Source organism: Streptomyces sp. NPDC002779, from assembly GCF_042888685.1.
GTDB lineage: Bacteria > Actinomycetota > Actinomycetes > Streptomycetales > Streptomycetaceae > Streptomyces.
Genome location: NZ_JBIAQC010000027.1, coordinates 22,599 through 35,584, shown reverse-complemented (window position 1 = coordinate 35,584; position 12,986 = coordinate 22,599). Strand labels below are relative to the sequence as shown.

General features: G+C 66.9%; 9 protein-coding genes. 4 read left to right on the top strand and 5 right to left on the bottom strand.

All coding sequences use genetic code 11. The annotated features are described in order from the left end of the window. Nucleotides 1-322: 322 nt before the first annotated feature. The gene (locus ACFYW5_RS35390; RefSeq protein WP_389421248.1) at nucleotides 323-997 is read left to right on the top strand and encodes an SMI1/KNR4 family protein; all 675 of its coding nucleotides are present in this window, start codon (nucleotides 323-325) and stop codon (nucleotides 995-997) included. 401 nt (nucleotides 998-1,398) lie between these two features. Here ACFYW5_RS35390 and ACFYW5_RS35385 read toward each other — a convergent pair whose 3' ends face one another. Then, entirely contained in the window at nucleotides 1,399-1,872 is a 474-nt protein-coding gene (locus ACFYW5_RS35385; protein ID WP_389421251.1) for a transposase family protein, read from the bottom strand. Between the two features lie 159 nt (nucleotides 1,873-2,031). Further along, on the bottom strand, nucleotides 2,032-2,529 hold the full coding sequence (locus ACFYW5_RS35380) for a hypothetical protein (protein WP_389421247.1): 498 nt from the start codon (nucleotides 2,527-2,529) through the stop codon (nucleotides 2,032-2,034). Between the two features lie 368 nt (nucleotides 2,530-2,897). Here ACFYW5_RS35380 and ACFYW5_RS35375 point away from each other — a divergent pair, with 368 nt between their 5' ends. Both ACFYW5_RS35375 and ACFYW5_RS35370 read left to right on the top strand, forming a co-directional pair. Beyond that, on the top strand, nucleotides 2,898-3,476 hold the full coding sequence (locus ACFYW5_RS35375) for a Uma2 family endonuclease (protein WP_389421246.1): 579 nt from the start codon (nucleotides 2,898-2,900) through the stop codon (nucleotides 3,474-3,476). Then, complete coding sequence (locus ACFYW5_RS35370) at nucleotides 3,473-3,718, top strand: helix-turn-helix transcriptional regulator (RefSeq protein ID WP_389421245.1); 246 nt, start codon at nucleotides 3,473-3,475, stop codon at nucleotides 3,716-3,718. The genes ACFYW5_RS35375 and ACFYW5_RS35370 overlap by 4 nt, the downstream gene beginning before the upstream one ends. Before the next feature lie 1,311 nt (nucleotides 3,719-5,029). Here ACFYW5_RS35370 and ACFYW5_RS35365 read toward each other — a convergent pair. Next, on the bottom strand, nucleotides 5,030-7,423 hold the full coding sequence (locus ACFYW5_RS35365; protein ID WP_389421244.1) for a hypothetical protein: 2,394 nt from the start codon (nucleotides 7,421-7,423) through the stop codon (nucleotides 5,030-5,032). Continuing rightward, on the bottom strand, nucleotides 7,359-8,084 hold the full coding sequence (locus ACFYW5_RS35360) for a hypothetical protein (protein ID WP_389421243.1): 726 nt from the start codon (nucleotides 8,082-8,084) through the stop codon (nucleotides 7,359-7,361). The genes ACFYW5_RS35365 and ACFYW5_RS35360 overlap by 65 nt, the downstream gene beginning before the upstream one ends. A 568-nt stretch (nucleotides 8,085-8,652) precedes the next feature. Between ACFYW5_RS35360 and ACFYW5_RS35355 the strand changes: the two genes are divergently transcribed. Beyond that, nucleotides 8,653-8,952 (top strand): hypothetical protein, encoded by a 300-nt coding sequence (locus tag ACFYW5_RS35355; RefSeq protein WP_389421242.1) that lies wholly within the window; start codon nucleotides 8,653-8,655, stop codon nucleotides 8,950-8,952. Nucleotides 8,953-9,176: 224 nt separating this feature from the next. Here the strand turns inward: ACFYW5_RS35355 and ACFYW5_RS35350 are convergent, their stop codons facing one another. Beyond that, nucleotides 9,177-12,653 carry a DNRLRE domain-containing protein gene (locus ACFYW5_RS35350; RefSeq protein WP_389421241.1) on the bottom strand — a complete coding sequence of 1,159 codons (3,477 nt, stop codon included), beginning with the start codon at nucleotides 12,651-12,653 and terminating at the stop codon, nucleotides 9,177-9,179. Nucleotides 12,654-12,986 lie beyond the last annotated feature (333 nt).

The window sequence follows — 12,986 nt, the reverse complement described above, 5'->3', positions numbered from 1 at the left end:
CTGCGGCACAGGGCCTCCTGGTGCTGCTCGGTTGGGATCGCAACCCCGAGCTACCAGGAGGCCCTGCCGTTATGCCCCGACCACCGAGGGATCACCCGAACAGGAACCGTGTTCGACTGATCAAGCCTGCCGAGCGGTAAGCGGATGGCTTCTGAGTCGGCCCTCGAAACGCGGGGGTAGGGCGGTTGTCTAGGACGGTCCTCTTTGGCCCCGCCGTGACGGTTTCGTCTGGCCCCGGGTAGGAACGGTTTGAACTGGCACCACCTGGCCTCTGGAGGGCCCCGTCGACGTCAGCGTCGGTGGCGGCGCCTACCTTTTGCGCATGACTGATCAGCAATGGGCGGGCATCCGTCAACGGGTCGAGGCTTTGGGGACTTCCCCGGCGAGCAACGAGGTATTCGGGGCCTTGGGGCACAAATGGGTTCTGGAGCCGCCTCTCAGCCGCGCCGAGCTCGCCGAGCTCGAGGCGCAGATGGAGGTGCAGCTGCCGGAGGAATTCCGAGCATTCCTCCTTCGTGTCGGCGCGGGTGGCGCTGGTCCCGCCTACGGCGTGTTCCCGGTGCGGCGAGTGCAAGGCCGCTGGCGGTGGGAGGGCGACGGCGCCGACTTGGCAGACCTGTCCCGGCTTGCCGAGCCCTTTCCCGAGCAGGGCCCGGACCCGAAGCTGCTGCAGGAACTGGCTGCCCAGTGCCCTGAGGAAGAGGCCTTCGATGAAGTCGAAGAGTTCGACGACGCCATCGAGGTGTGGGACGAACGCTGGGACGCCGTCATGTTCAACCCCGATCGCACCGTTGGTGCCATCGTCATCTCCCACCGCGGCTGTGCCATGCGTGATTGGCTGGTGATCAGCGGTGCGCACCGAGGCACGATGTGGACCGACGATCGTGCGGAGGAGGTTGACCTCGCCCCACTTCGCAATGCCGACGGAACTCCAGTGACTTTCGCTCGCTGGTACACCGACTGGCTGCGCCACGCCGAGCACACAGCGCTGGGATGACCTAGACCTGGCCCCGCGCTTCCGAGCGCCGGGTTGACCTCACGGGCAACGGGCTGCGGAGGCATGTGCACTCGTTTCGAGTAGTGCGGTATTGACCCGGATTCCCGACCATGATCACGCTGTGTGAGTTCGTGATCACGGCCATGTCAGGAGGCCGGGCTTCGCAGCGTGTTGAGTTGTTCGAGCGGAGCCGCCACGACCGGAGGCTGGAGAACGCCTTCGTCCGTGAACTGGCCCGCCGTTACGCGATCCATCGTCGGGTGGTCCGCCAGGCCCTGGACAGCGCGGTGCGCCTCAGTGAGCCTCCGCCAACTTGAAGTCGCAGGTCAAAGGGCTGGTGTGACCGATCCTCGGGGCGCTCATGCTGGTCGTGGGCGGGAGCCCACGGAGAAGATCATCCGTCAGCGGTTGATTTCGAGGTTCGTCAGGACGAGCAGGGCGCGCAGGAGGCGGGTGGCGCGGGCGGGGTCGGTGCGGAGTTCGGTGAGGATCCGCCAGTTCTTGAGGTGGGCGAAGCCGTGCTCGACCGGTGCCCGTCCGACGGCGAGGACACGGTTGGCCTCCTTCTCGCCTCGAGTGAGCTTGTGGGTACGAGTGGCGATGTAGCCGGTGACGATCACGGGGTCGAGGATGTCGTTGTCCAGGCCGCGGAAGCCGAGGTCGGCCAACGCTCCGAGACCGGCGGCGCGCAGGTGGGCCAGGATGTGGTCGTGGCGGGCTGCGGTGTTGTCGTGGGTGTGGCCGGGCCGGGCAGCGGATATCCAGATCAGGGGCCCGTTCTCGTCGGTCAGGGCGAGGAAGTGCAGGCCATGGCTGCGGTGCTTGCCGGAGTAGTTCCGCCGGTCGGCCTTGCCGGTGCGGCGTCTGGTGCGAATGAGGGTTCGTCCAGTTCCGCGCGCCGCGCGGTGATCCGTTCCAGCAGCTCAAGATCCAGCATGCACCGGATCGTAGAAGGCTGCCGGACTACGGCGAGCAAGAACCGGACACTTCAGCTACCTACTCCTGCTGACGACCGCTTGTTCAGGGCTCGATCGCTACGAATGTCGGTTCTGGTCGGGCCGACCACGCGCCAGACGCTGAGCTTCGGTCGTGACCTCGGCATCGAGCTGGGCCAACGTCCTGTTCCCGTACTCGACGATGTCGTACTCGTCATCAAGCTCAGCAAGGCGCTCGGCCAGGGGTAGCTGGTGGCCGAACCGCTGGTGGATGCGCATTGCAAGCTCTCGCGGCGTCAGCCGGCCCGCCAGCATCTGGTGCGCGAGCGCCCGCACGGCAGCGTCCTGCCCGGCCTCGCTGTCGCGCGGGTAGAACACAAGGCCCAGCTCGTCGAGTACGACGGGAAGCAAGTCGGGAACGTCGTACTCCGCCTCGGCACGTGTGTATCCGGCCAGAATGCGCAGTGCCGGGCTGTCTAGTCCGGCAACGAGTGCCGCGCAGGCAGCCTCGACGACATCGTGAGCATGGGCCTCGCTAATACTCCAGAGAACAGCGAGGTCTTGCAGGTCATCGGTTGCGGCTTCGATCGGCGACACCTACGCATGATCCCCTGCACGAGATGATCCCGTCGACCGCCTTTCGACTCAGGCGCCGACCGCGCTGACGGACGATCTACTACTCAGACAGTCGCCCGTGACCAGCATGAGCGCCCCGAGAACCGGTCACACCAGCCCTTCGACCTGCGACTTCAAGTTGGCGGAGGCTCACTTGAATGCCCAGCGCAGCCCCCACACAAGGTGCTCCCCGCACCCGCGGGGATGGTTCCGACCCGCAGTGGCGCAAGCAGCCGGGCGTGGCGTGCTCCCCGGGGCCGCGGGGATGGTCCCGCACCGTCGCACAGGTGGGTGTTGCATGGTCGCGAACCTTCCCTGGTCATGATGATTTCGTCATGTACGGTGGGGGTGTGACCGAGCAGAGCATTTATCGCCATCTGCGGGAGTTCCGTGAGGCGTTCGACAAGCCTGAGCCGCTTGCCTGGCCGGAGATCAGTCATGGCCAGCTGCTGATGATGATGAGCCCGAAGAAGCAGCACCAGCTGGTGGCCCACCGGCTGCGTACGCAGCTCGAGCCTCAGCTGGAAGCCGACCTGGTGCTGATGGTGGAGACCGACATGGAGGACGTGGGCCTGGGCGTGCTGCGCGTCCCCGACCTCGTCGTGATCGATGAGGAGGAGGCCATCCGCGACAGCGATGCGATCGACCCGCGCCGCTCTCACCTGGTTATTGAGATCGTCTCGCGGTCCAATCCGGCCAATGACTATGAGGGCAAGCTCCGCGACTACCCGGCGATGGGGGTTCCGCATTACCTGATCGTCGATCCCCGTGACGGCAGCGCCGTCCACTACTGGGCACCCGCCCAGCGCAGCGGCGAGCCGACTTACGACAACCGGCAGCATTACACCTTCGGGGACACAGTCACGGTCGCCGGGTGGAAGATCGATACGGCCGGGCTGCCCCGTTACGGTGCGGACGCCGGACTGTGAGCGATACTGCGGATCTGGTGCGGTCCTGGCGCAGGCAGCGCGGGATGTCCCAGGCGCGGCTGGCGGAGCTGGCCGGGACCGGGCAGGCAGCGATCTCGCGGATCGAGTCGGGCAGAGACCTTCCCACCCTGGCCCTGCTGGAGCGGATCGCCGCGGCGTTGGACTGCCGGCTGACGGTGAGTTTCACCGCGAGCGGGGAACAGCCTGCCGTTGCACGGACCAGGCAGCTGACGGATGGATAGCAACGTAGCCCTCGTGCTTCCCGCGCCCGCGGTGGTCCCACAGCGTCACATCACAGAGCATGACGATCCATGTGCTCCCCGCACCCGCGGGGATGGTCCCGAGTACGAGTCCAAGCAGGCATCCACCAACGGGTGCTCCCCGCACCCGCCGGGATGGTTGTCGCCGACGGCGAACATTTCAAGCGTCGCCGACACTCTTCTTCGTCGCAAGACGCGGGTAGAAGATGCGGTGCTCCCCGCGCTCGCGGGGATGTTCCCCCGGCCCACACCAGGGCGGCCCCGGCGCCTGTGTGCTCCCCGCGCCCGCGGGGATGGTCCCCGTCCCGCGCCCAGCACCAGGTCGGTAGGAGGGTGCTCCCCGCGTTTGTGGGGGTGGTTGAGGCGTTCACGGGCTGTTGGGGGACTGGCTGGTCAGGGCCGGTGCCATGGCTGGGTGGGTCGCCAGGGTTCGGCTGCTGGAGGCAGCTTGTTGAAGTTCGGCAGGGCAACACGTTCGGCGCGTGATCGGCGTCTGCGCCGGTCTGGTCTGTGGCGGCCTGGTGGTCTTCGGCGATTCCGGCCGGAATCCATGCGTGGCCGTCCCACTCCTGGATGCCGCGGGGCGCGTCAGGGTCGACGTGGGACCCGCGCTCGGATGCTTCGCCGAGGGGGACGGCGCGACGCTCACCGGGTATGGGGCGGTGTTGTGCACGGCGGGCTGCCCACTCCTCGAGGGGCTCGGTGACCTCGTCTCCTTCCTGGTCAACGGCCTTGGCGAACACGTCCTGCAGCGTGGGCGGGTAATCGTCGCCGGTTCGGGTGGTCATGAACGCTGCGCGGTCCCATTCGACACGGCCCTTCGCGCCGCCGTCCTTGGTCTTGTCGGCGGTGACGATCAGCCCTGTGGCGGCGAGGGTGGTGACCAGGCGTCCGGCGGGCGCAAGGGCGGACAGCCACGCAGCGGGGATGCGGGGCATGGAGACCATGGACACGATCCGGTCGAAGACGCCGGGGAGTTCGTCCGCGCCGGCGTCCGCGGTGACGACGGTGGGGCTGTATCCGATCCGCTGCAGGCGTTCGGCAGCGATCTGGGTGAGGTAGGGGTTGACGTCCAGCGTCGTCACCAGCTCCTCGCCCAGGCGCTGACAGGCCAGGGCGGCGCTGTAGCCGGAGCCGGTGGCCACGTCCAGCAGCCGGACGCCCGGGGTGAGGCGGCCGTGGCGCAGCATCGTAAGGACCAGGCTTGGCAGGGTGGAGGACGACGTGGGCAGGCCGGTGACCGATTGTCCCGGTTCGGCCTGGTCGGCGTGCACGGGTTCGCACGTTCGTCTCTCACGTGGCTGGGGGGAGCAGGCTCCCGTTCTCGTGCGGTGTGTCGTTGAGCAGGTCACGGTGCGGGACGTCGTCTGTGCCGTAGCCGTACCGGGCGATCAGCAGTTGCTTGAACGCGGCCGGGTTGGGGGTCTTCATGGCAGTGCCCAGTTTCCAACGGCGTTGCCCGACGGATAGCACGGTCAGCTCCATCTGTGCACGGAGGCTGACGGGCGTGAAGGCGTCCAGGGGAAGAGGAGCTGTGTAGTCGCTCTCCGGGATCTCAAGGAAGCGGGCGGGAAAGTCCAGCGGGATGCTGCCTGGGCTGAGCTGTTCGAGACGCAGGTTGAGGGCGATGTTGACCAGGGCCACCAGGATGTGCCAGTCAAGCCATCTCTCCTCGCGCAGGTCCTGCAGCCCGGCGAGAGCGGCCGGGTCGGCAAGGAGGCGGGGCAGTGTCTCGCTGAGCGCCTGCGGAAGCTCGGCGTAGTTGTCGCGGATCATGCCGAGTGCTCGGGTGCGGTCGTAGCCTGGTCCGGGCGTCGTGGGCTGGGCGAGTGCCGGGGCCGTGGGCGGCTGGAATGCTGCGTCCGTCCAGGATTGCATCGTGGTCTGCCGCAGGGTGTCGTAGTGGGCCTCTGTCAGTAGGCCAGCGACTTCATCGTAGAGGCGGACGCTCAGCAACTTGTGTCTAAAGCCACGGGCGAAGGTCTTCTCCACCAGGGACATGAACGCCTTCGTGGGCCGGGCGCTGAGGTGCGCCAGCAGATACACCACCGCGGCAGACAGCTCCCGTTCAAGGGCCTGGGAGTCTGCCGAGTTGCCGTAAGGACTAAGGATGACAGTGCAGTCGACAGCGCGATTGTCCGGTTTGAAGGTGACTCTCTCCTTGCTAGCGAAGGGGGTGCCCGTGGTCACACGGACGTGAATGTCCTGGGGGAGGAAGAGCGGGTCGTGGGGGGCCAGTTCTGTGAGAGCGATCTGCAATGCGGCGGTGAGGCGCTCGGCGGCCAGAACGGTAGTACGCGTGTTGTCGCATCGGACCCGCCAAGTCGTGCCCAGGGCTGCGAAGTTCAGTTCGCGCTGGGGTCCCACATCCGAGAACGGTCGTCCGTTCAGTTGTTCTTCTGTGTTCCCCGTGAACTGCTGCTCGGTGTAGGTGAAGCTGGGCCGAAGCTCTGTGAGGAGTTCGTCCAGGTCGCTCAGGTAATTCGTGTCCGTAAGCTGGGTGAGGGCCGAGCTCAGATCGGGACGGAAGCGCTCCGCGCTAAGCATCACCATGCTGGCGTGAAAGTCCAGTTGCTGGATGTAACCGTGAGATGGGTAGTCGTCTGGGGCCTCGGCGTACAGGTGGTGGGTCATGAAGGCGAGCCCTCCGAGGGCGAGAGCGTCGCCCCAGTGTCCCGCCGCATAGGTGTAGTTCATGGCTTCGGTCAAGGCGGCAGGCAGCATGTCTTCGTGCTCCGCGCCGGGGGATGAGGCGGCGACGGCCGCGGCGGCGAGTGCGTACTGCCGGGCTGCTTGCTGCAAGTTCAGGTCGCCGTAGATCTTTCCGATCATGCGCATGGTGAGCAGTGCGCCGCGCAGGGTGTCACCGTGCCACCAGTTGATCTTGACTTCGTGTAGTTCGTGCAGGGCGTCCAGCGCTCTGCCCGCTCTCAGGAATGCCATCGCACGGTCACGGCAGCGTGCTGCAACGCTGCTGTCACCAGCGATGTCTGCCTGCGCGGTGTCCAGCGCGTCGCGGACCTTCCCGTAGCGGGGGTCTGTGGTCAGGGCGGGCGCAACCATCTGGAACGTCTCGCTCACACCACCGACCGGGAAGGCACGGGCCCGCGGCAGCAGGTCGACCAGCTGTTCCAGGTAGTCCATGGCGTCGGTGACGTCCACTGGCCGGCTCTCCGGGCTGATCTCGGGCATGATCTCACCCACCAACCGCAGCCGTACGGTCTCGAGCGCGGTGGGCAGGGCTCCGGATGCCGGGCGCGTGACCTCTGGCCAGCGTGGGTGGAGACACAGGCGGGCAGCCACGTCGAGGAGCGAAGCCTTGCGTACTGGGTAGACGGCCGCGTCGGTGTTCTTGATCAGTGTGTGTGTCCGCTCCCGCAGGCGCAGAGTCAGGTCGCGCAGTTCCTCAGCACTGACCGTGCCGAGGTGTCGCAGCCAGGAGCCGCCCCAGCTCAACAGCAACTGGTTCGCGTCATCCAGGAGCGAGACGCGCTCGGACGACAGGGCAGCGTCGATGACAGCCCGGATGTCCGGTTCGACGCCGTCCAGCGTGTTCTTCCCGCGCAACACGGCCCACGCGCGCTCGTAGCGGGCCCGCAGGGCGAGGTCGTCGTCTTCGTCCTCAACAAACTCCCCGATGTAGCCGAGCCACTCGGGCAGGTCCACCCGGGCTTCGTCGTCGAGCACTGCGTGCCGCAAACCGTCTCGCACCTCGGACAGGGGCTCCGGGGGTGAGCCGCTTCCCGGGCCGCTCCCGCAGGGCGGTCAGGGTGGTGCGGTACCAGTCCGGCTGCTCCTGCGCAGGCTCGTCCGGGATCATTGCCGAGGGCAGATCCAGATACCGCTGGGCGATCCAGACCAGGTCGCCCTGGGTGAGCAGATGGGCCACCGCCTGCCGGTCGAAGACGTCCAGGGCCACGTTATAGGAGTCCCGGGCATGCTCTTGCAGCCGATGCCGCATCGCCACCGGAATTTCGTACACGACAAAGAAGGCCACCCTGGCGACAGCTTCGCCGCGGCTGCAGATCGACTTCAGGTCCTCACGGATCTTCCCGTCCAACGGCGGCTTCTGCACGGACGCCGCCAGGACCAGCGGTTCGGTCGTAGCGCGGCCGATGAACCCGCCCGCGCCGGGGAGTTCATGAGGCAGGCTCGTATAATAGGACTCCGCATCGCGGCCCTGGTCCCCGCCGACGCTCACCGGTCCGGTAGCCGGCACGATGTTGCTGCTCAGCCGGCGCAGCGCGATCTGGAACACGATCTGCTCGAACACATGGTGCTCGTTACGGCCCGCCGCGTGCTCAAGCAGGAACTGGATATAACGTTCGGTCTCAGTGGAAGTCGCCACACAGCAATTCTCCCCCGCACCACTGACAACGCGCGTCCCCAGCGGACAGCCGCGGGGCGACTACGGCACGGAGACGGTGCTGCTCGACGACGCGGACACACCGGCCCCTGGCCGCTTCTCACGACCCTGACACGGTGGGCAGACCCCGGGCAGGCTGCCGACCAGATAAGCCGGAGTTCCTTGCTGTAGGGGTGGCCCGGTTTCCGCACGCAGCAATGAGCTGGCCCCACTGCACGGTCGGCCCTCGCTCCATCCGCCGGCTGCTGGTCCACGGCTGTATCACGCGTTCGACCGTACCGATTCGGCTGACCGATGCCATGAGGGTCCGGCACTGACGGACCCTGAATCTGATCCGAGATCCTCGCCCAGGTATGCAATTCCGCTGTGCTCAGATCCAGTTGGCGCTAGTGTCTGGACGGCCGGGCGGCAGCCCGGTGGCAGTGGACGCCCTCGGGGCGTTAGCGGTGAGGGCCCATGGTGGACCGTCCGGTGGCGGCCGCACATTTGCCTCACCTCTCCCGCGGAGAGCAACCGTAGGCCTGCAAAACCCGAAGCAGAGGAACACCCCGTGCTCGTCCCCGGCCTGCAACCGGGAGACACCACCCTGAGTCGCTGCACCGGCGCGATCTCAGTTCGTCACCTGTGGGTGGCCGGACTGAGCGCGCCCGTTCTGTCCGGCCTTGTTGAAAGGACGGGACGGATGGATGAGGTCACGATCGGCGTGCTGGCGCTGTTCGGTTTTCTCAACATCGCTCTCACTCATGGCGCGAAGCTGGCACGCGACATCGAGGAGTTCATCGAAGCGTGGCGTGGGCCGGCCCGCAGCCTTCGGCGGTGGTGGCACCGGAGGCAGCACCCCCGACGGTGATGCAGCCAGCGCTCATGCTGCCTGCCTAGAGCTGGCTGGGTAACGCGGTTACCGGAACAACACTGCTGCCGGGGCGCAACGCTTGCCCACGGGTTGCTGCGGCCCGCTGGCACTCCGCTGGAGGGTCTACTATCACCGGACGATCGTCTGCCGAGGCGGGAGTGCTCAGGGGATCGAGGGGCGCTGGTCCGCCTCGCCAGGGAGTCGGACCAGCGCTTTCGGCGTCATCCGATGGCGATGCGGGTGAGCCAGAAGGAGTGTGCGCCGTAGACCTGGACGGGGTTGCCGTTGAGTCCGGTTCTGCCGCCTGCGTAGAAGCCGACGGACCCGTCCGAGCGGATGGCCCAGATGTCGGGGATGGCGTCGTTGTTGGCGTCGGGTGTGCCGTAGAGCATGGGTACTGCGCTGCGGGTCCAGCCGGTTGCAGCGTACTCGTGATCCACGCCGCCGGAGGAGTTGGCTGCGGTGGCGAGTGTGTTGGGGTCGACGCCGCCGCTGGATGCTGCGATTCCCTTGCGTAGCAGCAGTCTGCCAGAGACGTCGCTGCGGTAGAGCAGGTCGGCGATGTTGTCTCCGGAGATGTCCTGGACGGTGACGATGTCCCGGTCTTTCCAGGAGGAGGCGATCAGGCGGATCGCCTGGTCGACGGTGGCGCCGTGGTAGCCGGTGAAGGCCCACAGTTCGTCGTCGGTGCCGTTGTCGATGGTGGCGAGGAAGTCGGTGCGTCCGTCGCCGGTGATGTCGCCGGCGGCCACGATCTGGGTGAAGCTGGCGGGGCTGGGGGCGTTGTCGGGCAGGAGGATTTCCTGGCGCTTGTCGGTGTTGACCGCTCCGTATCCGTCGCCGGGGTAGACCCACAGCTTGCCGCCGACGCGGACGACGAGGTCCTGGAGGCCGTCACCGCCGGTGATGTCGCCGTTGTGGGTGATGAGTGCGCCCTTGAAGTGGCCACTTGGTGCTGCGGCGTAAGGGGGAAGGTCGTCGCCGTTGGGGTCCTTGTCGGGGTTGGCGCGGTAGGCGCCGGACATGGAGAAGTCCAGGTCACCGGTGCCTTTGTTCAGGTCGGTGTTCTGCTGGGATGGGTAGAGGGCGAGGTTGCCGGCTTCCGTGACGACCATGAGGTCGGGAAGTTTGTCGCCGGTGAAGTCGCCTGGCGCGTCGGCTTGGTCGCGGGGGGTGACGTAGAAGAGGTACTTGGTGGGCTCCGAGGGGTTGTCGGCGCTGTCGACGGCCCGTACGTACAGCACGTTGGGGCCGGCGCTCGGTGGTTTGGCGTCGTTGATGGTGGCCGTGACCGAGGTGGCGCTTCCGGGTACCCGGCTGACGGTGCCCGTGTAGGTGGGTGAGTTGAAGCCGTATTCGTACCGCTTGACGTCGGTGTTGACCGCGCGGAAGGTGAAGGAGCCCGGCGTGCCGAACTTCTTGACGCTCCAGATGGCGTCCTCGGCGCTGCTGCCGAAGCCGTTCTGGCTGGCGTCGGCGTCCGGGTAGTCGGTGGAGGTGACCTTGGGAGGCCTGGGTGCGGTGGTGTCCAGGACGAACCGGCACGGGGCCTTGGTCGGGTAGTAGCCCGATGAGCTCTCCGCGTCGTCAACTGCCCGGACCCGCCATGAGTAGGTGGCGCCGCTCTTGAGCTTGCTGGTGGCGTACCCCGACGTCGTTACCAGGGCGTCGCCGGTGCCGTTTGACACCGTCTTCTTGCCGGTCGATCCGAGAAGGTCACCGGTGGTCTTCCACTGGCCCAGCTCCCACAGGTCGAAGTCGACGAAGTCGAGGTTTTTGTCCTTGTCCTTGGCCCTGGCGGTGAAGGTCAGATTGCCCGAGCCCATGCGGATGTAGGGCTTGGTGGTGGTGCACTTGCCGTCCGGGCCGAGGTCGAGGGAGTTGGAGACGATGGTGGGCTTGCGGTTGTATTCCACCAGCAACGACGGACCGAAGTCGCCGTTGGCCTCGAACTTCTTCCAGGCGTACTGCGAATTCTCGTCCCGGGCCCGCAGTCCGAAGGTGATGGTGTCGTCGCCGTCGTCGGCCGCTTCCTGGGCGCCCTTCTTGACGTCGAACGTCTCGAAGTCGTCCCCGCAGCTGGACTTGTAGCCGTGGGCGAAGCTCTTGGTGGCCAGCTTGTTGCCGTCGTGGAGCTTGGGGGCGTTCTTCCAGTTGGTGTGGGAGTTGATCGGTCCGGTGCGATGCACGCTGACGCTACGCGGACTGCAGGACCAGGCGTAGCGTTCCAGCACGGTCAGCTTGGCCCTGGTGATCTTCGTGCCCTTGAGATCCGGGTCGAAGTTGATGTTGAAGAATGACCGGGAGGTGCCCCAGGTGTCCGACTCGAAACCGACGCGTGCCTCGTGGGTGCCGCCCGCGTTGAAGTTCTTTCCGTTGTAGAACGTGGCGTTGGGGTGGCGGTTGTAGGCCGTGGTCCAGTCCTGGGTGTCCTTGGTGAACGCCGGGTCGATGAAGACCGGGTAGGTGGTGGCCGGATCGGCGAGGAAGTCGTGGTCGGGGGTGAGTGTCCACTGCCCGATGCCCAGTTCGGCCTCGACGATGTTGCCCCGCGAGTCGGGTGCCGGCCCGTTGAGGGTGGCCAGGCCCAGGGTTGCGGCCGCGCCGGTCGGGGAGGGCGAGGGGGTCGGCTCGGGTGGCGCGGAGGGTAGCGGGGCATCCGACGCCGTAGGGCCGGGGCCGTCGCTCGCGGAGGGCAGGTCCTCGACGTCGGTGTCGCTCTGCTCGTCGGACTCGACGGGCAGTTCTTCCTCGCTGGGGCTCGGTGCGGTGCTGTCTGTGGGGGAGGGGCTTCCGGTGTCGGGTGCCTCGGGTGCGGTGGGCTGAGCGCTCGCCCCCACGGTGCCGTTGGTGACGGCGGGAGCTCCGCTGCTGTCCCACATCAGCGGGGTCGGTGACGTCGCCACCTCGTCGCCGTTGGCGTCCAGCGCGCTGACGATGCCGGACAGCGGGTCCAGCCGGAACGTCAGGGTGGATGAGTTGAGGCCGTAGACCAGCTGCTGCACATGCGGATCGGAGGCCGCCGCGCGGTTTTTGAGAACCACCATCTGGCCGAAGCCGTCGTCGTCTGCCGTCAGCACCAGGTCCCCGCCGGGGAAGATCTCCGGGTACAGCGCGCGGTTGCCGTCGATGATGGGAGCGGGGACGGGGCCGGGCCAGGTGAGCTGGATCGCGTGTGCTCCGCCGTCGACGTACAGCGTGACCAGCGGGCTGCCGGTGTCCGCTGCGGCGGCCTGCTTGACGAGGGAGACGCGCTGCACCGCCGTACGCGAGGCGCGCTGGTCGTCCCGTTTGCTGGATCCGTCGGAGAACACCATGCGAGTGTTGGTGGCCTTGGGCTCCCAACCGTCCTTGGTGCGGCGAAGACGTGGGTCGATCCGCTTCCACTGGCCGCCCACCTTGGCGCGGATCGGGGAGGCGTACAGCTTCTTCACCATGCCACCGTCGGGGCGCACCCAGGTCGTGGAACGGGCGGTGCGGGCCGCAGTCACTTCGACGTTCTTGCCGCTGTGCGCCGCCTGAGCCGCAGCGGCAGCCTCGGTCACCGGCTTCGCCCGCCGGTCATGGCCGCTGCGGGCCGGCTCGTCGCTGCTGTCCAGGCCGACTCCGGCGTAGACGACACCGGTCACGGCGAGCGCGGTGGCGAGCACGGCCGCACTGACCCGACGGCTGGGCACACGGCGCCAGATACGCGTCATCGGACAGATTCCCCTTCCCCCTCGTTCCCTCTCGGGCCAGCCGATGATGACTCATGAGGAACGGGTCGTCACCCGGTGACGGGGTGGTGGATGCGCGCAGGGGCATGGCGCTGCCCCTCCCGGCTTGATGGCCTCTGACCTCCCTCTGCTGTGCGGAAGACCATGCAATCCCGGCAAAACGTAGTGCTTGCTATGGGCATTGAAGCTTGATCGTCCCGAAAGGCGGCAAAGGCAGAACCAAAGCCAACTGGCAGCGCTTTCGCCCCGTGTGGGGCATTGCTGACATCACTTCCCGTTGCAGACCGTTACGCGCCGTGGTGATCATCACATCGG